The organism is Pseudomonas sp. H1h (genome assembly GCF_000633255.1).
In the GTDB taxonomy this organism is placed as follows: Bacteria; Pseudomonadota; Gammaproteobacteria; order Pseudomonadales; family Pseudomonadaceae; genus Aquipseudomonas.
In genome coordinates this window covers 390,395-409,596 of sequence record NZ_AYMJ01000018.1, presented here as the reverse complement: position 1 = coordinate 409,596, position 19,202 = coordinate 390,395, and the positions used below count along the sequence as shown (strand labels likewise).

The window sequence follows — 19,202 nt, the reverse complement described above, 5'->3', positions numbered from 1 at the left end:
CCTGCGCGCCGAGGCTCACCTAACTGAGAGACCATCAGGAGGTAGCCCATGCAAATTGAACCCGTCTGGATCGTACTCGCCGTCGTTCTTGTGATCATAGAATTGTGGGCGATCAACAGGGTGCGCAAGAGCGCAGACAAAGGCAGCAACAAGGGCGTGTGGATCATCGCCATCGTCTTCCTGCCGTTGTTTGGCCTGATTGCCTGGGCCTTGGCCGGCCCGAAACATGTAACTCAGGACTGAAAGGCTGTTTCTTGACCATGCCCTAGGCGATCAACTGTGGGAGCGAACCTGCTCGCGAAGGCTGACCGCCGGGCAACACAGCATTAAGGATCGACCTGCGCCATCAACTCCGGCACCGATTCCGGCCGTTTTGCATAACGCTGCGCCAACACCGCGCAGACCATCAATTGAATCTGATGGAACAGCATCAGCGGCAGAATCAACACGCCAATCGTGCTGCCGGCAAACAACACCTGCGCCATCGGCACGCCGGTGGCCAGGCTCTTCTTCGAACCGCAGAACAGAATGGTGATGCGGTCTTCCTGGCTGAAGCCGAACACCTTGCCCAGTAGCGTCGAGGCCAGCAGCACCAGCGCCAGCAGAATGCAGCAGACCACCACCAGACCCAGCAGATCGACGACCGGAATCTGATGCCAGATGCCCTCGTTGACCGCCTCGCTGAATGCGCCGTAGACCACCAGCAGAATCGAACCCTGATCGACGAATTTCAGCCAGTTTTTGTTGCGCCCGACCCATGCGCCGATCCAGCGGCGGGCGATCTGCCCGGCAATGAATGGGAGCAGCAATTGCACGCTGATCTTCAGGATCGCATCCAGTGTCGAGCCGCCATCACCGTGCACGTTCAACAGCAGCGTCACCAGCAACGGCGTGAGGAAAATACCGAACAGGCTCGACGCCGCCGCACTGCAGATCGCCGCCGGAATATTGCCCCGGGCGAGTGAGGTGAAGGCAATCGCCGACTGCACGGTGGCGGGCAACGCGCAGAGGTAGAGCATGCCCATGTACAGCTTGTCGCCGATCAGCGGTGACAGCAGCGGTTTCAACGCCAGCCCGAGGATCGGGAATAGCACGAAGGTCAGGCCGAACACCAACAGGTGCAAGCGCCAGTGGCCAGCACCGGCGATGATCGATTCGCGCGACAGCTTGGCGCCGTGCAGGAAGAACAGCAGTGCGATGGCGATGTTGGTCAGCCAGCCGAACCCGACCGCGACCTGACCGCTGGCTGGCAGAAAACTGGCGAGCAGCACGACGCCGATCAGGGTCAGGGTGAAGTTGTCGGGCAGGAATCTTGGGCGGGTCATGGGTTTGTTCATCCGGGGGTTGCCAGTACGTGACTGCGACTCTAACGTGAGCAGAAATTACCGACTAACGCCGAAGAGCCAGTAGATGCCGCCTAAAGGACACGAGAAAAGCTTCCGGCGCAGCATTCCCGGGCTACCCAGCCTGCCGCGTCCGCTGTACGGGCGCACCGAATCGTTGCCTAATCGCGCACTGACCCGGCGTCACAGCCACCCGTGGGTGCAATTGTCGTACGCGATTCAGGGTGTGCTCGAAGTGCAGACCAGCGCCGGGCGTTTCGTCGCACCACCGGAGCGCGCGGTGTGGATTCCGGCAGGCGTTCCGCATCGTGTGTTCAGCTCGCCGCACACCGAAATGCGCAGCTTGTACATCGATTGCAGCGTGGCCGGCTGGGCGCTTGAACGCTGTCATGTGCTCGGCGTCAGCGACCTGTTGCGCGAGCTGATTCGCGCGTTCAGTCGGGTGCCGGTGGAATACGACCAGAACGGTGCGCATGGTCGGCTGGCCCAGGTGATCCTCGATCAATTGGCCGAGGCGCCGCAGATCGACCTGATGTTGCCACTGCCGCAGGACAGTCGTCTGCGGCAGATCTATCAAAGCCTGGAGCAACATCCGGAACAGCAGACCACACTGCAGCACTGGAGCGAACAATTCGGCATCACCGAAAAAACCCTCAGCCGTTTGTTTTTACGCGACACCGGTCTGACCTTCCGCGCCTGGCGCCAACGCCTGCGCCTGTTGGGCGCGTTGACCCCGCTGGAGCGCGGCGAACGCGTCACCGATGTGGCTCTGGCCTGCGGTTATGACTCGACATCGGCGTTCATCGCTGCCTTCCGGCAGCAGTTTGGCGAGACGCCGGGAGAGTTTTTTCGTTGAGTTTTGTCGATATTTATCGAATTAGCACATGCCATTCGGCAAAGTTCAGGGTAGAGTTTCGCCCATACGTAATTCTTTACACGTTTCGACGATAACCATAATGACCCACCCCTTTAGCGAACCTGTCGGCGGTAACAGCATGATCGAAGTCACTGAAGTCTCCATTGCTCAATTACGCGCGGCGCTCGACGCCGGCCGGACCACCGCGGTTGAACTGGTGCAGGCCTATCTGGCCCGGATCGACGCCTACGATGGCCCGAACACCGCCACGGCGCTGAATGCCGTGGTGGTGCGCAACCCCGAGGCACTGGCTGAAGCCCAGGCCTCAGACGCGCGCCGGGCCAAGGGCGAAACCCTGGGCCCGCTCGACGGCATCCCTTACACCGCCAAGGACAGCTACCTGGTCAAGGGGCTGACCGCTGCTTCCGGCAGCCCGGCGTTTGCCGATCTGGTGGCGCATCGCGACGCGTTCACCATCGAACGCCTGCGCGCCGCCGGGGCAATCTGCCTGGGCAAGACCAACATGCCGCCGATGGCCAATGGCGGCATGCAGCGTGGTGTCTATGGCCGGGCCGAAAGCCCGTACAACGCCGCCTACCTGACGGCGCCGTTCGCCTCCGGTTCGTCCAACGGTGCCGGCACCGCCACCGCCGCGAGCTTCTCGGCCTTCGGTCTGGCGGAAGAAACCTGGTCGAGCGGGCGCGGCCCGGCTTCGAACAACGGTTTGTGCGCCTACACGCCGTCGCGCGGAGTGATTTCGGTGCGCGGCAACTGGCCGCTGACGCCAACCATGGACGTGGTTGTGCCGTACGCGCGAACCATGGCCGACCTGCTCGAAGTGCTCGATGTGGTGGTCGCGCAAGACCCCGACACCCGTGGCGATCTGTGGCGCCTGCAGCCGTGGGTGCCGATTCCGAGCGTCGACTCGGTGCGCCCCGCCTCCTACGCCGAACTGGCAGTGAAGCCCGCCGCACTGGCCGGCAAACGCCTCGGCGTGCCAAAGATGTACATCAACGCCGACCCTGAAGCCGGCACCAGTGAAGCCCCGGGCATCGGTGGCCCGACCGGGCAACGCATCAACACCCGCCCATCGGTGATCGACCTGTGGAAACAGGCCCGCGCCGCTCTGGAAGCGGCCGGCGCCGAAGTCATCGAAGTGGATTTCCCGCTGGTCTCCAACTGCGAAGGCGACCGCCCCGGCGCACCGACCGTGTTCAATCGCGGCATCGTCTCCAAGGAGTTTCTGCACCACGAGCTGTGGGACCTGTCGGCCTGGGCCTTCGACGATTTCCTGCGCGCCAACGGGGATCCGAAGCTCAACCGTCTGGCCGACGTCGACGGGCCGAAGATCTTCCCGCACGACCCCGGCACCCTGCCCAACCGTGAAGGCGATCTGGCCGCCGGTATGGACGAATACGTGCGCATGGCCCAGCGCGGCATCACCCCGTGGGACCAGATCCCGACCCTGCCGGACGGCCTGCGCGGCCTGGAAAAGACCCGCAAGCTCGACCTGGAAGACTGGATGGACACGCTCAAACTCGACGCGGTGCTGTTCCCGACCAACGCCGACGTTGGCCCGGCGGATGCCGATATCAATCCGGAATCGGCGGACATTGCCTGGAGCAACGGCATCTGGGTCGCCAACGGCAACCTGGCGATCCGTCACCTGGGCGTACCGACCGTCACCGTGCCGATGGGCATCATGGCGGACATCGGCATGCCGGTCGGCCTGACCTTCGCCGGTCGCGCCTATGATGACTCGAATCTGCTGCGCCTGGCCTCCGCATTTGAAGCCACCGGCTCGAAGCGTCAGGTACCGCCGCGCACGCCGGCACTGAATTCCGACAAGTAACAACACAGGACGGGATTGGGGCCGCAAAGGTCTCGATCCCGTCCTCTAACGCACTTCCCGCCTGCGCTCACCTCCAACACTTCGTTTTTCCCGAACTGATGCTCAGGAATAAGCGATTTTTCTTGCGCACAATCTCCCCGCTAGCATGGCCTCGTCCAAACCCGCTCGGACAAGGAGAACGCCATGTCGCCCCTGAATATCGGCGAACCGTGGATGTGGGGCGCCTTTATCGTCTTCGTCCTCGCCATGCTTGCACTGGACCTGTTCGTCTTCGGCGGACGCAAGGCGCATCGAGTGTCGGTGCGGGAAGCATCATGCTGGGTGATCGCCTGGTGCGCGCTGGCCATGGCGTTCGCTGGATTGCTCTGGTGGTACTTGAACGGCGAGTTCGGCGCTGAAATCGCTCAGCGCAAGACCCTGGAATTCCTCACCGGGTATCTGATCGAGCAATCGCTGTCGATCGACAACATGTTCGTCTTCGTGATGATCTTCAGCTACTTCGCCGTGCCGCCGGAACTGCAACGCCGGGTGCTGCTGTATGGCGTGCTTGGGGCGATTGTGATGCGTGCGGCGATGATCTTCGCCGGCGTGTGGCTGGTGTCGCAGTTCGAATGGCTGCTGTATGCCTTCGGGGTGTTCTTGATCATCACCGGGATCAAGATGCTGATGTTCGCCGAGCAGCAACCGGACCTCGACAACAACCCGTTGCTGCGCTGGGTGCGTGGGCATTTGCGGATCACCAAGGGCTTTCATGGCGAACGCTTTTTCGTCCGGCTGAACGGCGTGCGCTGGGCGACGCCGATGTTCCTGGTGCTGGTGCTGATCGAGGCCAGCGACCTGATGTTCGCGGTCGACAGCATCCCGGCGATCTTCGCCGTCACCACCGACCCGTTCATTGTCTTCACCTCGAACATCTTCGCGATCATGGGCCTGCGGGCGCTGTACTTTCTGTTGGCGGACATGGCCGACCGCTTTCATCTGCTCAAGTACGGACTGGCGATCGTACTGGTGTTCATCGGCGGCAAGATGACATTGATGCCCTGGATTCACATGCCGGTGGAATGGTCGCTGGCGGTGGTGGGCGGGGTGATTCTGGGATCGGTGGTGTTGAGCCTGATCGTCACCCGTAAGGAAAACGTCCAACTGTAGGAGTGGGCCTGCTCGCGAAGGCAGTGTGTCATTTGGTGAAGATGGTGGCTGAACCGGCGCCTTCGCGAGCAAGCCCGCTCCCACAGGGGGATCGTTGGTGGAGGGAGAATTCGGGGCTATCCGGGATCAAGGGTGGGAGTGGGCTTGCTCACGAAGGCGGTGGGTCATTTGGTGAAGATGGTGGCTGATCCGGCGCCTTCGCGAGCAAGCCCGCTCCCACAGGGGGATAGGCGGTGGATGGAGAATTCAGGGCTGACCGGGATCAAGGGTGGGAGTGGGCTTGCTCACGAAGGCGGTGGGTCATCCGGTGAAGATGTCGGCTGATCGGACGCCTTTGCGAGCAGGCTCATTCCTGTAGGGGAACGGTTTACTTGTCGGATTTGATGCTGGTCCACACCCGGGTGCGTACACGTTCGAGCTTCTGCGGTAGTGGCTGGACGACGTACAGGGTTTTCAGCGCTTCGCTGGTCGGCGTCAGGTTCGGGTTGCCGGTGATGTCCTTGTTGACCAGCGACATCGAGTCCTTATTCACGTTCGGATAACCGAGGAAGTCGCTGATTGGCGCAATCACTTTCGGGTCGAGCAGCGTGTTGAGGAATTCATGCGCCTCTTCGACATTCTTCGCGCTCTTTGGAATCGCGAAAGTATCGAACCAGATCGGCGCGCCCTCCTTCGGCAGACGCCAGTCGACCACCACGCCGTTGCCCGCCTCTTTGGCGCGATTGCCGAACTGATAGAAGCTGCCGGAGTAACCGATGGCCACGCAAATGTCGCCGTTGGCGATGTCGGTCATGTACTTGGCCGAGTTGAAGTAGGTGACATAAGGGCGAATTTTCAGCATCAGATCCTTGGCCTTTTCATAGTCGGCAGGGTTCTGGCTGTTCGGGTCGAGGCCGAGGTAATGCAGGGCCAGCGGCAGAATCTCCGACGGCGAATCGAGCATCGCCACGCCGCAGGATTTGAGTTTCTCCATGTTCTGCGGCTTGAACACCAGATCCCAACTGTCCACCGGTGCGTTGTCGCCCAATGCAGCCTTGACCTTGGCCGGGTTGAAGCCGATCAGCACGGTGCCGTACATGTAGGGCACGCCGTACTGGTTTCCGGGGTCGTTGGCATCCAGCAGCTTGAGCAGCGCCGGGTCCTGGTGGCTCCAGTTCGGCAGCTTCGACTTGTCGAGTTTCTGGAACACGCCAGCCTTGATCTGGGTGTCGATGAACTGGTTCGACGGCACCACCAGGTCGTAGCCGGAGTTGCCGGTGAGCAACTTGGCTTCCAGCGATTCGTTGGTGTCGAAGGTGTCCCAGGTCACTTTGATGCCGGTCTTCGTGGCGAAATCCTTGGGCACGGACGGCAGGATGTAATCCGCCCAGTTGTACACCCGCAGCTCGCGCTGTTCGGCGTGCACCGCGCTGGCCAGCAGCGTCAGCCCACACACGGTGGCACCCAGAATGCGTTTGATCGTGACCATGGTTGTTTCCCCGGATTGCGACGTGAGATCGATGGTTTTTATGTTCTGTACACGGCAGCGGCTGTAAAGGTAGCCAAGGGCAAGGAAGGTCCAGCGTTTCGTTGTAGCGTTGATTCTTGCCGACAGCGGGGTCGCGGCACAGTGGGTGATGGGCCAAAAGGGGATCGAAATGGCCAATTTGAATGACCGCCGGAATGCGGAAACTAAAATGCCCGGCGCAGTGCCGGGCATTTCAAAGGGGAGACGAACTCAGTCGGTGTAACCCAACCGCGCCGCCCTGCTCCGTTGAGTCTGCCCACGAGTGGCGAGGCAGTAATACAGCGGCACCGTCACCACCAGGCCGAACAGCCACGACAGGTCCGCACCGTCCACCAGGTTGGCGTATGGCCCGGCGTACAACGAGGTATTGGCGAATGGCAGCTGCACGATGATGCCGATGAAATAGGCAATGATCGCGTGCAGGTTGAAGCGCCCGTAAATCCCGCCGTCAGCACGGAAGATCGAAGTGATGTCATACACGCCGCGCTTGATCAGGTAGAAGTCGATCAGGTTGATCGACGCCCACGGCACCAGCACCAGCAGCAACGCAAGAATCAGCCCTATGAACTGCGAAATGAAATCCGCCGAGGCCCCCAGCGCGACCACACAGCAGCCCGCCAACACCACGCTCGACAGCAGCACGCGCACCTTGATGCTTGGCGTCCACTGGCTGGCAAACGTCTGGATCGAGGTGATGATCGACAGCACCGCGCCGTACAGATTCAAGGCGTTATGGCTGATGATATTGAGCAGGAACAGCACCATCAGAATCGGCCCCAGCCACCCGGTGGACTGCCTGACCGCCGCCATCGCCTCGGTGCCTTCAGGCGTTGCCAGCACCGCCACGGCGCCGAAACTGAACGACAGAATCGTGCCCAGCGTCGCGCCCAGGTAAGTCGCGAAAAACGGCTTGGCGATACCGATGTCCGCCGGCAGGTAACGCGAATAGTCGGACACGTATGGCGAGAAGCTGATCTGCCAGATGATCCCCAGCGACACCGTCGCCAGCCAGCCCGACAGGTTGAAGCTACCGCGCGTCAGAAAGTCCGCTGGCAAATCGTGCGCAAAGATGTAAATGAAACCGGCGAGCAGCGCGCTGCCCATCACCCAGGTGCCGATGCGGTTGAGCGTGTGGATGAAGTTGTAGCCGATCACACCAATCGCCGTGGCCGCCAGCGCACCCGTCAGAATGCTCAGCGGCGCGGGCACCGACGGCGCAATGCCGACAATCGATTTGCCGGCAAGGACGATGTTGGAAATGAAGAAACCAATGTAGATGAGCGCCGCGAAGAACACGATCAACAGCGCGCCATAACGCCCGAACTGGCCGCGACTCTGGACCATTTGCGGAATGCCCATGCGCGGGCCTTGCGCCGACGCCAGGGCAATCACTACCCCGCCGATCAGGTGCCCCAGCGCAATTGCCAGCAACCCCCAGAGCAAATCGAGATGAAACACCTGAACCACCATGGCGCCGGTGACGATGGGCAGTGGCGCGATGTTGGTGCTGAACCACAAGGTGAAAAGGTCGCGGGCCTTCCCGTGGCGTTCCGCGAGTGGGACGTAGTCGACCGTATGATTCTCGATCAACGGATCTTGCCGGGACATCTGGGACATATGCATGAACTCGAGTTTGTCTGTTCTTATCTTTGTATGAAGCCAAACCGGGGGAGCTCTGTGGCCGCCCCTCAGATGCAGACCATATTATGGTATTCCAAACATTTCACAAGACTGATCCGTAGTTTGCAGCGCTATCTGATACGCCATCCTCACTGATACCGCGGCCTGCAGGCCAGCCAGAAGTCCAATAAACGCTGAGTTTCCGACGAAACAACTACGTTTATCGGTTCAGCCCGAAAGCCCTTGCAAAGAAAAAATACTGGTATACCATCAGACCAACAAACACATAAAAATAGCGTTACAACACCCGAGGACCGTCCAATGATCGATGCCGCCATCTACAAACAAGTCATGGGCTCGTTCCCGTCCGGCGTAACCGTTATCACCACGCTGGACGATGACGGTCAGATTGTCGGCCTGACCGCGAGTGCGTTCAGCTCACTGTCGATGGACCCGGCGCTGGTGCTGTTCTGCCCCAACTACAGCTCTGACTCCTACCCCGTGCTGATCAAGAACAAACGCTTCGCGATCCACGTCCTGTCCGGTGGTCAGCAAAGCGAAGCCTATGCCTTCGCCCGTAAAGGCAAGGACAAGGCGCAAGGCATCGAGTGGACATTGAGCGAACTGGGCAACCCGATCCTGGCCAACGCGACGGCTATCATCGAGTGTGAGTTGTGGCGCGAATACGAAGGCGGCGACCACGCGATCATGGTTGGCGCGGTGCAGAACCTGATCGTGCCCGAGCAGCACAGCGGACCGTTGGTGTACTGCCACGGCAAGATGGGCGCCCTGCCGGTTCTGGCCTGAGCAAAATTTCAGCTCCACAAAAATCCACTGTGGGAGGGAGCTTGCTCCCGAAGGCGATGTGTCAGCCACCAGAGATTTCGATTGATCCACCGCTTTCGGGAGCAAGCCCCCTCCCACACAGTTTTGTAGCCTCAACAATAAAAGATCCGAGGAAGCGTCATGAAATTTTCCCTGTTCATCCACATGGAACGCTGGGACGAAAGCGTCAGTCACCGCCAACTGTTCGAAGACCTGACCGAACTGACCCTGATGGCCGAAGCCGGTGGTTTCAGCACTGTGTGGATCGGCGAACACCACGCCATGGAATACACCATCTCGCCGAGCCCGATGCCGCTGCTGGCCTACCTCGCCGCCAAAACCACGACCATTCACCTGGGCGCCGGCACCATCATCGCGCCGTTCTGGCACCCGCTGCGAGTGGCCGGTGAATGCGCCCTGCTCGACGTCATCAGCAACGGGCGCATGGAAGTTGGCCTGGCGCGTGGCGCCTATCAAGTCGAGTTCGATCGCATGGCCGGTGGCATGCCCGCCTCCAGCGGTGGCCAGGCCCTACGAGAGATGGTTCCGGTGGTCCGCGCCCTGTGGCAAGGCGATTACGCCCACGACGGCGACATCTGGAAATTCCCGACCTCGACCAGCGTGCCGAAGCCGATTCAGAAGCCAAACCCACCGATGTGGATCGCCGCCCGCGACCCCGACTCGCACAACTTCGCCGTGGCCAACGGCTGCAACGTGATGGTCACGCCGTTGATGAAGGGCGACGAAGAAGTGGTCGACCTGAAGAACAAATTCCAGACCGCCCTGGGCAACAACCCCGACGTCCCGCGTCCGCAACTGATGGTGCTGCGCCACACCCACGTGCACACCGCCGATGACCCGGACGGCTGGAAAGTCGGCGCCAAGGCGATCTCACGCTTCTATCGCACCTTCGATGCGTGGTTCGGTAACAAGCAAACCCCGGTCAACGGCTTCCTGGCCCCGAGCCCGGAAGAGAAATTCGCTGGCCGTCCGGAGTTTGAACTGGAGAGTCTGCACAAGACCGCGATGATCGGCACGCCCGAAGAAATCATCCCGCGGATCAAGTACTACCAGGAACTGGGGGTGGACGAGTTCAGCTTCTGGTGTGACAACAGCTTGCCGCATGCGGAGAAGAAAAAATCGCTGGCGCTGTTCATCCAACATGTGGTGCCGGCGTTTCGCTAAGGACTCTGCGGGTTGAGATCGAGCAAGCAAACGCCCCGACAATGTTTCGGGGCGTTTGCGTTCAACGCTTCGGTCAGTGCACAACGCCCAGTTGCGTCGCCACCTCTTGCGGTGCCAGCAGACGGCCGTCGGCCGAACGCAATTCCAGCTTCCTGATCGGCTGACGCTGCTGCGCATCGACCATCACCGAACCCGCCTCCCCCGGCGCGTACATGTGCTCGCCACCCCATTGCGATAGCGCAACAATCACCGTCTGCAAGGCTTTGCCGCGCTCGGTCAGCACGTATTCCTTATAGGCACCGCCATCGGCGGCCGGCACCGTTTGCAGAATCCCCTGCTCCACCAGGCCCTTGAGCCGGGCACTGAGCATGTTCTTGGCGATTTCGAGGTTCTTCTGGAAATCACTGAAGCGACGAATGCCCTCCAGCGCATCGCGGATGATCAGCAGCGACCACCAGTCGCCGATCAGGTCCAGCGTGCGGGCGACCGGGCAAGCGTTGCCGTGCAGGCTTTTGCGCTTCACAGGGGGTATCTCCTTCAATCCTGGCGTGTGGTTGCATCTTACAACTGTGCTCGCGCAAAAGAACCCCACGCCGACAGCGCAGCACCTGCATACAAGTGGCGACGTTCGATTGCGCGGATAGTCAATCCTGCTTTCAAAGTCCCTCCCGAACGCCCACTCAAGCAAGGAGTTTCCATGAGCACATTCACCACCGACGACGGCACCGAGATCTATTTCAAGGATTGGGGCAGCGGCAAACCCGTGCTGTTCAGCCATGGCTGGCCGCTGGACGCCGACATGTGGGAATACCAGATGGAGTACCTGAGCAGTCGCGGCTACCGCACAATTGCCTTCGACCGCCGCGGTTTCGGGCGCTCCGATCAACCGTGGAACGGCTACGACTACGACACCTTTGCCGATGACATCGCGCAGCTGATCCAGCACCTGGACCTGCGCGAGGTCACGTTGGTCGGCTTCTCCATGGGCGGCGGCGACGTCAGCCGCTACATCGCCCGCCACGGCAGCGAACGCGTTGCCGGTCTGGTGCTGCTGGGCGCGGTGACGCCGCTGTTCGGCAAAAAAGTCGACTACCCGCAAGGCGTCGACACGGCGGTGTTTGACGGGATCAAGGCCGGCCTGCTCAAGGATCGCGCGCAATTCATCGCCGACTTCGCCGCGCCGTTCTACGGCACCCATCAGGGCCAGACTGTCTCCGACGGCGTGCTGACGCAAACCCTGAACGTCGCCCTGCTGGCCTCGTTGAAAGGCACCGTGGATTGCGTCACTGCGTTCTCGGAAACCGACTTCCGCCCGGACATGGCGAAAATCGACGTACCGACCCTGGTGATCCACGGTGACGGCGATCAGATCGTGCCGTTCGAAACCACCGGCAAGCAGGCGGCGGCGCTGATCAAAGGCGCCGAGCTGAAAGTCTACGCCGGCGCACCTCATGGCTTTGCCGTGACGCATGCCCAGGCACTGAATGAAGACCTGCTGGGCTTCCTGAACCGCTAACACGCCGCGCTGACCGGGCGCCCGCCTGGTCAGCGCACGTTGCGATACAGCATCAGCCGCGCGCTCTCGTGCAGCCCCCGCGTCAATTCCAGTAGACGCTGGAACTCCTGCGGGTTGTGCTCCGCCACGTTATCCAGCGGCGTATTCGATGCCAGGTCATGCAGCGTCGGTAAACTGCCGTCATGCTCCATCTGCAGCAGGAAATCCTTAGTCACCCCGCCAATCAACGGGAACGTCCCCTCGCGCAACACCAGCGGCACCACACGCTCACCTTCCGGTGCAGGTTGCTGGACATCGCGGCCCATTGCGCCGTTGCGAAACGGTATGCCGGCCATCCCCGCCACGGTCGGCAACAGATCTGCCAGCCCCACCGCGTCCTCGATAACCCTGGGCGCCAGCAGCCCCGGTGCGTGAATCAGCATCGGCACATGATTGCTTTCCAGACCCAATAGCTCGAACGCGGGCGGCATGTGCGGGATCTGACTGATGCGCGTGTTGTGGTCGCCGAAGAACACAAAAATCGTGTTGTCGTAATAGCCACCCGCCCTGGCCAGCTCCATCAACTTGCCGATGTTGAAATCCAGCAGGCGCACCGCGTTGTACTGCTCGACGCTGCGCGAACCGGCGGCCTGCACCTGTTCCAGCGACAGATTGCTGATCTGAAAACCGTCGTTATCCTTGGGAATGGTGAACGGCCGATGGTTGCCCGAGGTTTGCACGTAGGCAAAGAACGGTCGGTCCTTCGGCAGATCGCGCAAGATCCGGTCGCTCTCCTTGAACAGATCCAGATCGGAAATCCCCCACACGTCCACCAGCGGCGAACGCCAGTCGCTCTCCTGATACAAGCGCACGCCATCGATGCTTTGCTGGATCAGCGCATTGATATTGGCCCAGCCGGCATTGCCGCCGATCATGTAGAGCTTCTGGTAATCGCTGAACGCATTGATCAGCGTGTGCTGGCGGGTGATCAGCGGATGGCGCGTCGCGGTTTCGCGACGGGTAACGTCCGGCACCCCGGTGATACTCGCCCACACGGTTTTCGCAGTGCCGGTGACCGGCACATAAAAGTGCTTGAAGAACCAGCTGCGGGCCGCCAATTGATCGAGGTTCGGCGTCGGGTTCAGCGGGTTGCCGTAGGCGCCGACGGCGCTGGTGCCGAGCGATTCGAGCATGACGAACATCACGTTCGGCGTGCCCTTCAGCTGATACGGCTGCACGGCTTGCTGACGCTCGAAAGTCAGGGTCTGCGCATTAGGCTGGTCCACTCCCAGATACCGCGCCACCACCGGGTAATGTTCGCGCACTTGCTGCTCATCGAACTGCGCCTGCCCGGCCTTGAGCGTGTCGTACAGGAACAGCACCGGGTTCAGGCCCACCGCGGCGATCTGGCCGTTGCCGGAAAAAAACGCATCGCTCCAGCGCAGCGGCACCGGATTTTCCAGATTGAGATTTTCCACCCGGCCGAGCAATGCCAGCAGCACCGCGACCACACCCAACCCTGCACCCAGTGCCAGCGACGAACGACGGATGACCTTGGGTTCACGGGCCAGCGTCAGACGCTCCAGCGCTAGAAAGCCGTAGAACCACAGGCCCAGTGTCGCCAGCCAGCCAAGGGCGATCCACACCACCGGATAGGTTTCCCACACCATCTGCTGCGAGATCTGCGCGTCGTCCAGAAAACGCAGCACCGTAGCGTTGATCCGCACGCCGAGGTAGGCGTAATGGCCGAAATCGATGATGTACAGCAGGCCCACCGCACCGAGCGCCAGCAACCAGTAAACCCGCACCAGCACGCGCAACCAAGGCAGGCGCGTGAGGTTCCAGCGTGGCAGCCAGGCCAGCAGCGCCAACGGCAATATCAGCAACACCGCCAGACGCAGATCGAGGCGCAAGCCGATGCCCAGGGTTTCGCGCAGCGCCGGATTATCGATGAACTCGCCGGGCGCGATCCCGGAAAATCCCAGCACGAATACCAGCCTGAGCACAGCAAACAACAAGAACGCCAAACCTGCCGCACCCACGCCGTAGCGCAGGCGGCGCGATTGCAACCAGCCCATCATTGACCTCTGTGTCATTGGTTCAGATAGAAGATGTCGGGGCCGCCGGTACAGGTCGCAGCAAACGCCAGACCTCGCGCAGGCACAGCGTCGCACCGGCCACCAGGCAATAACCCGCCAGGAGCGGATCGATCAGGTAATCCCAATAGTTTTCCGAGGCCTTGAGTCGCAGCGCAAAGGCCAGCGTACCCAGCGCGAGCATCAAGACTGCCAACGCATTGCCCAGCCACAACAACGCCAGCGTCAGCAGGCCGATAGCGACGATCAGCGGCCGTGGGTTGAAGCCCCAGCGGTACGGATCGACATACGTCAGGCCCATCGTCGCCGGATACAACAACGCGGCCAGCACGGCAAACAGCACCAGCACCTGAACCCGCGCCGACAGTGCCTGCTTCCTTACGACGCCGAGCCGGACCAGACTGGCCCAGCCGAGCAACACCAGGGTGGTGATCGCCAGATCGTCGGTAAAACTGCGCAGGTACGCCGCCACAGGCAGATCACCGACCGGAATGAAACTGACCGCCGCCAGTACCGGCAGCAGCCACGGACGCCAGCGTTGCGTGCAGTGCATCGAACCCAGCAGGACGAAACCGAGCAGGATGAAAGTCAAATGGGCTTGCCAGAGAAACAGCATCACAGGCGCTCCGCCAGCCAGGCTTCATTGAAGCTGACGTGTTTGATGAAGGTGTTGTTCCACGAATACACCAGGTGATACAGCCCGTCGCTGCCCCGGCTGAAGTACGGATATTCGTACTCGAAATCACAGCCCTGCGGCTTGCACACCCGGTAATCCAGATTGCTCAGAAAGCGCTGTTCCAGCGGCAAGCGTCGGGCACCGCTGGAGGCGCGAAAGCCTTCGCCGATGATCGCCTTGTAGGCTTGCGGGGCGAACGGTTGGCCGAGCGGGTCGGGCGACTGATCAAGTTCGATCACATTACGCCAGTGATTCAGGTCGGCATCGGTGCCGTACAGGCTGAGCTTGAAGCGTCCGTCCTGCAGATCGTTCAGCGCCACCAGCAGACCGTTGTCATCGGTGCCCACCGCCGCCAGCGACGAGTTGGGATTGGCCGGCTCCAACGGGTACGGCTCGCTCCAGGTCTGCCCGGCATCCTCGGTGCGGCTGGCCAGCACCCGATGATGGGTCTCGCCGGCATAGCGCAGCATCGCCACTGCACGTCGCCCGTCCAGCGGCACGATGGTCGGCTGCAACGAATGCTTGCCACGGCTGATGCGGAATTTGTCGATCACCGCGCCGTCTGCGCTCAGGTACAGATACTCGGCGAATTTGCCCATGAACTCGTGATACACCGGCAGGCCGATCGAACCGTCGGCATGAAACACCGGCGCCGCGCGCACCAGCGTGCTGATGTTGAAAAAAGGCGACGTGATCAACTGCCGTGGCGCCGTCCAGTTGCGCCCGAAATCATCGGAGACCATCACGTTGATCGCGCTGGTGGCCCAGCCCCCCACGGACACTGACACGTAAAACATCCACAGGCGCTGATCCGGCGCGAGGGCAATCACCGGGTTGCCCAGTTTGCGGATGTAACGCCGGGTGCCGTCGCGGGTCGATTCGCGGGTGGCCAGCACTTGCTCGGCGCCCCATTCCGCCGTGTCGGCGTCGTAACGCGCGGTGCGGATCTGCACGTCGGCAGCGCCCTCGCGGGAGCCGGCAAACCACACCGCCATCAGGTCGCCGCCCGGCAGCGCCGTGACCGACGACGAATGCACGAAATCATTCAATTGCGAGGAGACGAAGCGGCTGTTGTACAGCGGTTCCGGCGTCTGCAACGACGCATCGACCCGCGGCGTCGTCACGGCAAACGGCGCCAGTACATGGGCCGGGTGACTGCGCCAGGCACCCGAGAAAATCAGGCACACGGCCAGTCCGCCAAGGGTCAGTTTCAAGCGATAGGACAGCGCACGCATAGTGGACTCACGGCAAGGACAGGATGGAGGGTCATCGGCAAAACATCCTTGTCAGCACGTCGGATCGTCCGGCAAGCGGCGACGGCGTCCCGTGAGCATCGACAACGGCAAGTTGTCGCGAACCAGAAAACTCTCGAACAGCGCGGCAGCGATATGCAGACACACCAGCACCAGCAAGGTGTCGACCGCGGTTTCGTGCACCTGCAACGGCCAGTCGGCGCCCCATAAGGCGTCGACCTCTTCCATGGCCCAGCCGCTTGCGCCAGCAGTGAACATCGCCAGCAGCATCAGAATCATCACCAGCGCGCCAATCGGCGAATGCCCGAGGCGATGCTCGGGCCTGCCGGCAATCAGCGAACGCGCATGGGCGATCAGCCGCGCCGGCGTCGGCCAGAAATCCGCCCAGCGCGCACTGCGCGGCCCGACAAAGCCCCACAGCAGTCGGACCAGCAGCCAGCCCATCGCGTAATAGCCGAGCCAGACGTGCCAGTCGTCCCCCGCTTCATTGAAGAAATAATTGGCGACGAAGACGCCCGCGATGGACAGATGAAACAGCCGCACCACGGGGTCCCACAGGCGCAGGGACGCGCTCGGCATCAGCCCTTGATCTCGGTCTTCACCGCTTTGCCACTGACCGGGTCGTGGTAGATCTCGACCTTGCGCTTGTCCTTGTCAAAGCCATAGATCTCGTAGCAGTTGCCGTCGGTGACCTTGAACTTGCTGATTTCGTAGCCTTGGGCCTTGAGCTGCTCCTGAAAGGCTTTCTGGTCTTGCCATTGCGAGCGTTCGGCACTGGTGCATTGCGGGCCGGCGACGGCCAACGGGCTGGCAACGATCAGGGACAACAGCAGAAGTTTGCGCATGGAAACACTCTCGCTCGATGGGGAAGGCCTCACTGTGCAAAAGCAACCTTAGTGAAAGCTTAGTTGGCAACGAGTCGTTACATCTTTCCCGTCGGGTGAGCTGCCACAGCCGGCTGCGCAGCGGCATGATGCGGCCGGTCACCCGCCCTGTTTCTGCAAGAGAATCCACTATGCGCCTACTGCTGGTCGAAGATGATCGCGCCCTCGGCCAAGGCATTCGCGTTGCCCTCGGCAGCGAAGGCTACACCCTCGACTGGTTGCAGGACGGGGTCAGCGCCTTGCACGCCCTGCGCAGTGAAAGCTTCGATCTGCTGCTGCTCGACCTCGGCCTGCCGCGCCTCGACGGCCTGGCGCTGTTGCAACGGCTGCGCGGCGAACAACTGGATCTGCCGGTGCTGATTCTCACCGCCCGCGACGGCACCGCCGAACGCATTGCCGGGCTGGACGCCGGTGCCGACGACTACCTGATCAAGCCGTTCGATGTCGATGAATTGAAAGCGCGTATCCGTGCCCTGTTGCGCCGCAGTCAGGGCCGCGCGCAACCGGTGCTGGAGCATGCCGGAGTGTGCCTCGACCCGGTCACGCAACAGGTCAGTTGGCACGGCAACGAGGTGGTGGTGACGCCGATGGAATATCAACTGTTGCACCAACTGCTGGCCCGCCCCGGCAAGGTTGTCACTCGCGAACGCCTGTCCCGGGCGCTGTATGGCTGGCAGGAACGAGTCGAGAGCAACACCCTCGAAGTGCTGATCCACAACCTGCGCAAAAAGCTCTCGACCGAGTTGATCCGCACCGTGCGCGGTGTCGGCTATGTGCTGGAGCTCAAGGCATGATTTCCATCCGTGCGCGGATTCTGGTGCCGGTGCTGATACTGGTGTTGATCGGCGATGTGCTGATCAGTTGGCTGGTGCTGCGTGACAGCCACCATGAGATCGAAGAAGTCTACGATGCCCAGTTGGCGCAAAGTGCCCGTCTGTTGCAAGGCGTGCTGGCCCAGCGCGCGCCGGGCGACAACGACTGGAGCCGGCTCTATCAGGCCTTCGATGAAGCCATGAGCCGGGTCGGCGACGGCGAGGCTGCGCACCCTTACGAAACCCGGCTGACCTTTCAGGTCTGGCGCAGCGACGGGCAGTTGCTGGTGCGCTCGGCCGAGGCGCCGGAGCTCGCGGCGCCGCCGACCACTCCGGGCTCGCATGACCTGATGGAGAATGGCCGCGACTGGTGCGCCTTTCTGCTCAAGGATCCGCAACAGGGGCTGCTGATCTGGGTCGGCGAGCGCGACGATATTCGCCAGGACCTGATCGAGCGCATCGTCGGCCACACGCTGTGGCCGAGCCTGATCGGCGTACCGTTGCTGGCCGCGCTGATCTGGCTGACCATCGGCTGGGGCCTGCAACCGCTGCGCGCCATGGCGCAGAGCATTCGCGGGCGTGACACCGAAACCCTGAAACCGCTGCACCTCAGCCCTCTGCCGCATGATCTGGAGCCGATGCAAACCGCGCTCAATCGCCTGTTGCAGCAGATCGACAATCTGTTGGCCCGCGAGCGCCGCTTCATCGCCGACGCCGCGCACGAACTGCGCACGCCACTGGCGATCCTGCGGATCCATGCGCAAAACGCGCAACTGGCCGCGACCCCGCAACAGCGCGAAGAAGCCCTGGAATATCTGGTCAGCGCCGTGGATCGGGCGACGCGCATTGCCAGCCAATTGCTGACCATGGCGCGTATCGAACCGCGCCTGGCCAACCCCGAAACCAGCGCGGTGGACCTGACCGAACTGGTCCGCGAAGAGCTCGCCGAACTGGCGCCGCTGGCCCTGGAAAAAGACGTCGAACTGATCCTCGACAGCGAGCACCCCTGTCCAATCGAAACCGACCCGGTAGCCCTCGCCATCGCCCTGCAGAATCTGGTGACCAACGCCCTGAATTTCGCCCCGCCCGGCAGCGAGGTGCGGGTGCAGGTGCAACCGCAGGCAGGCGGTGCGGTGTACATCAGCGTCGAGGACGCCGGGCCCGGAATCAACGAATTGGAATACGCGCGGCTGTTCGAGCGTTTCTACAGCCACGGCCACGGCAATGGCGCCGGACTCGGGTTGGCGATCGTGCAGATGATCGTCAGCAAGATCGGCAGCTCGCTGCAGTTGTATAACCGAGCGCAGGGCGGTTTGTGTGCCGAGTTGCGGATCAACGAAGTTCCCAAGGGCCTGACATCGGCCAGTTAAAATCCAATGGCTCGCTACAGGAAATTCTGATCACAGAAGGCTCAAGGTGAGTGGACCTCTTCAGCTCGACTCTTTTGACAAAATTTTCATATTTGCCCGATTAAGATCCGGGGCCTCGTTGGGGAGTAGCCTGTTTCCGAGTCCCTCGGAAGCGTTCGTATCAACATTCTCGGCAACACGCCGTGGTGCGAACACCTTTTGGTTGGTGAGACCGACGACACATCCATGCCTAAAGTCGGGCGTGTGGTTGTGTCGTTGACTCATAGCCCGACTGGAAGT

The 19,202-nt window shown here is 61.6% G+C and carries 18 protein-coding genes; 9 read left to right on the top strand and 9 right to left on the bottom strand.

The features are described from left to right. Window positions 1-48: 48 nt before the first annotated feature. Window positions 49-243 carry a PLDc N-terminal domain-containing protein gene (locus tag U862_RS0117610; RefSeq protein WP_025111614.1) on the top strand — a complete coding sequence of 65 codons (195 nt, stop codon included), beginning with the start codon at window positions 49-51 and terminating at the stop codon, window positions 241-243. An 83-nt stretch (window positions 244-326) separates the two neighbouring features. On the opposite strand, the gene U862_RS0117605 is transcribed toward U862_RS0117610, so the two are convergent. After that, window positions 327-1,325, bottom strand: a complete 999-nt coding sequence (locus U862_RS0117605) for a bile acid:sodium symporter family protein (RefSeq protein ID WP_025111613.1) — start codon at window positions 1,323-1,325, stop codon at window positions 327-329. Between the two features lie 85 nt (window positions 1,326-1,410). Between U862_RS0117605 and U862_RS0117600 the strand changes: the two genes are divergently transcribed. The 3 genes from U862_RS0117600 (at window position 1,411) to U862_RS0117590 (ending at window position 5,200) form a co-directional block, all read left to right on the top strand. Next, the gene (locus U862_RS0117600) at window positions 1,411-2,199 is read left to right on the top strand and encodes a helix-turn-helix domain-containing protein (RefSeq protein WP_025111612.1); all 789 of its coding nucleotides are present in this window, start codon (window positions 1,411-1,413) and stop codon (window positions 2,197-2,199) included. Between the two features lie 139 nt (window positions 2,200-2,338). Beyond that, entirely contained in the window at window positions 2,339-4,051 is a 1,713-nt protein-coding gene (locus tag U862_RS0117595) for an amidase (RefSeq protein WP_025111611.1), read from the top strand. Window positions 4,052-4,234: 183 nt separating this feature from the next. After that, window positions 4,235-5,200 carry a TerC family protein gene (locus tag U862_RS0117590; protein WP_025111610.1) on the top strand — a complete coding sequence of 322 codons (966 nt, stop codon included), beginning with the start codon at window positions 4,235-4,237 and terminating at the stop codon, window positions 5,198-5,200. Window positions 5,201-5,567: 367 nt separating this feature from the next. Here the strand turns inward: U862_RS0117590 and U862_RS0117585 are convergent, their stop codons facing one another. Beyond that, entirely contained in the window at window positions 5,568-6,668 is a 1,101-nt protein-coding gene (locus tag U862_RS0117585) for a polyamine ABC transporter substrate-binding protein (protein ID WP_025111609.1), read from the bottom strand. A 249-nt stretch (window positions 6,669-6,917) separates the two neighbouring features. Next, window positions 6,918-8,324: a cytosine permease gene (locus U862_RS0117580; RefSeq protein ID WP_025111608.1), complete on the bottom strand. Its 1,407-nt coding sequence runs from the start codon at window positions 8,322-8,324 to the stop codon at window positions 6,918-6,920. Between the two features lie 324 nt (window positions 8,325-8,648). On the opposite strand from U862_RS0117580, the gene U862_RS0117575 reads away from it, so the two are divergent. Next, window positions 8,649-9,134, top strand: a complete 486-nt coding sequence (locus U862_RS0117575; protein WP_025111607.1) for a flavin reductase family protein — start codon at window positions 8,649-8,651, stop codon at window positions 9,132-9,134. Window positions 9,135-9,293: 159 nt separating this feature from the next. Further along, window positions 9,294-10,337 (top strand): LLM class flavin-dependent oxidoreductase, encoded by a 1,044-nt coding sequence (locus U862_RS0117570; RefSeq protein WP_025111606.1) that lies wholly within the window; start codon window positions 9,294-9,296, stop codon window positions 10,335-10,337. 73 nt (window positions 10,338-10,410) lie between these two features. Here U862_RS0117570 and U862_RS0117565 read toward each other — a convergent pair whose 3' ends face one another. Beyond that, window positions 10,411-10,860 carry a helix-turn-helix domain-containing protein gene (locus U862_RS0117565; protein WP_025111605.1) on the bottom strand — a complete coding sequence of 150 codons (450 nt, stop codon included), beginning with the start codon at window positions 10,858-10,860 and terminating at the stop codon, window positions 10,411-10,413. Between the two features lie 174 nt (window positions 10,861-11,034). Here U862_RS0117565 and U862_RS0117560 point away from each other — a divergent pair, with 174 nt between their 5' ends. Then, complete coding sequence (locus tag U862_RS0117560; protein WP_025111604.1) at window positions 11,035-11,853, top strand: alpha/beta fold hydrolase; 819 nt, start codon at window positions 11,035-11,037, stop codon at window positions 11,851-11,853. A 29-nt stretch (window positions 11,854-11,882) separates the two neighbouring features. Here U862_RS0117560 and U862_RS0117555 read toward each other — a convergent pair whose 3' ends face one another. The 5 genes from U862_RS0117555 to U862_RS0117535 are packed head-to-tail and all read right to left on the bottom strand — an operon-like array spanning window position 11,883 to window position 16,702. Continuing rightward, on the bottom strand, window positions 11,883-13,910 hold the full coding sequence (locus tag U862_RS0117555; RefSeq protein ID WP_025111603.1) for an LTA synthase family protein: 2,028 nt from the start codon (window positions 13,908-13,910) through the stop codon (window positions 11,883-11,885). Between the two features lie 22 nt (window positions 13,911-13,932). Further along, on the bottom strand, window positions 13,933-14,544 hold the full coding sequence (locus tag U862_RS0117550; RefSeq protein WP_025111602.1) for a hypothetical protein: 612 nt from the start codon (window positions 14,542-14,544) through the stop codon (window positions 13,933-13,935). After that, entirely contained in the window at window positions 14,544-15,839 is a 1,296-nt protein-coding gene (locus U862_RS0117545; RefSeq protein ID WP_025111601.1) for an exo-alpha-sialidase, read from the bottom strand. Before U862_RS0117545 ends, U862_RS0117550 begins: the two co-directional genes overlap by 1 nt. 51 nt (window positions 15,840-15,890) lie before the next feature. Next, window positions 15,891-16,436 (bottom strand): cytochrome b/b6 domain-containing protein, encoded by a 546-nt coding sequence (locus U862_RS0117540; RefSeq protein ID WP_025111600.1) that lies wholly within the window; start codon window positions 16,434-16,436, stop codon window positions 15,891-15,893. Next, window positions 16,436-16,702, bottom strand: coding sequence for a PepSY domain-containing protein (locus U862_RS0117535; RefSeq protein WP_025111599.1), 267 nt, complete (start codon window positions 16,700-16,702; stop codon window positions 16,436-16,438). The genes U862_RS0117540 and U862_RS0117535 overlap by 1 nt, the downstream gene beginning before the upstream one ends. A 170-nt stretch (window positions 16,703-16,872) precedes the next feature. On the opposite strand from U862_RS0117535, the gene U862_RS0117530 reads away from it, so the two are divergent. Both U862_RS0117530 and U862_RS0117525 read left to right on the top strand, forming a co-directional pair. Beyond that, window positions 16,873-17,535: a response regulator gene (locus U862_RS0117530; RefSeq protein WP_025111598.1), complete on the top strand. Its 663-nt coding sequence runs from the start codon at window positions 16,873-16,875 to the stop codon at window positions 17,533-17,535. Further along, complete coding sequence (locus tag U862_RS0117525; protein WP_025111597.1) at window positions 17,532-18,923, top strand: ATP-binding protein; 1,392 nt, start codon at window positions 17,532-17,534, stop codon at window positions 18,921-18,923. The genes U862_RS0117530 and U862_RS0117525 overlap by 4 nt, the downstream gene beginning before the upstream one ends. Window positions 18,924-19,202: the final 279 nt, after the last annotated feature.

Coding starts and splice junctions, on each gene's coding strand:
- U862_RS0117610 (WP_025111614.1), top strand. CDS start 49: ATGCAAATTGAACCCGTCTGGATCGTACTCGCCGTCGTTCTTGTGATC.
- U862_RS0117605 (WP_025111613.1), bottom strand. CDS start 1,325: ATGACCCGCCCAAGATTCCTGCCCGACAACTTCACCCTGACCCTGATC.
- U862_RS0117600 (WP_025111612.1), top strand. CDS start 1,411: ATGCCGCCTAAAGGACACGAGAAAAGCTTCCGGCGCAGCATTCCCGGG.
- U862_RS0117595 (WP_025111611.1), top strand. CDS start 2,339: ATGATCGAAGTCACTGAAGTCTCCATTGCTCAATTACGCGCGGCGCTC.
- U862_RS0117590 (WP_025111610.1), top strand. CDS start 4,235: ATGTCGCCCCTGAATATCGGCGAACCGTGGATGTGGGGCGCCTTTATC.
- U862_RS0117585 (WP_025111609.1), bottom strand. CDS start 6,668: ATGGTCACGATCAAACGCATTCTGGGTGCCACCGTGTGTGGGCTGACG.
- U862_RS0117580 (WP_025111608.1), bottom strand. CDS start 8,324: ATGTCCCAGATGTCCCGGCAAGATCCGTTGATCGAGAATCATACGGTC.
- U862_RS0117575 (WP_025111607.1), top strand. CDS start 8,649: ATGATCGATGCCGCCATCTACAAACAAGTCATGGGCTCGTTCCCGTCC.
- U862_RS0117570 (WP_025111606.1), top strand. CDS start 9,294: ATGAAATTTTCCCTGTTCATCCACATGGAACGCTGGGACGAAAGCGTC.
- U862_RS0117560 (WP_025111604.1), top strand. CDS start 11,035: ATGAGCACATTCACCACCGACGACGGCACCGAGATCTATTTCAAGGAT.
- U862_RS0117555 (WP_025111603.1), bottom strand. CDS start 13,910: ATGGGCTGGTTGCAATCGCGCCGCCTGCGCTACGGCGTGGGTGCGGCA.
- U862_RS0117550 (WP_025111602.1), bottom strand. CDS start 14,544: ATGCTGTTTCTCTGGCAAGCCCATTTGACTTTCATCCTGCTCGGTTTC.
- U862_RS0117545 (WP_025111601.1), bottom strand. CDS start 15,839: ATGCGTGCGCTGTCCTATCGCTTGAAACTGACCCTTGGCGGACTGGCC.
- U862_RS0117540 (WP_025111600.1), bottom strand. CDS start 16,436: ATGCCGAGCGCGTCCCTGCGCCTGTGGGACCCCGTGGTGCGGCTGTTT.
- U862_RS0117535 (WP_025111599.1), bottom strand. CDS start 16,702: ATGCGCAAACTTCTGCTGTTGTCCCTGATCGTTGCCAGCCCGTTGGCC.
- U862_RS0117530 (WP_025111598.1), top strand. CDS start 16,873: ATGCGCCTACTGCTGGTCGAAGATGATCGCGCCCTCGGCCAAGGCATT.
- U862_RS0117525 (WP_025111597.1), top strand. CDS start 17,532: ATGATTTCCATCCGTGCGCGGATTCTGGTGCCGGTGCTGATACTGGTG.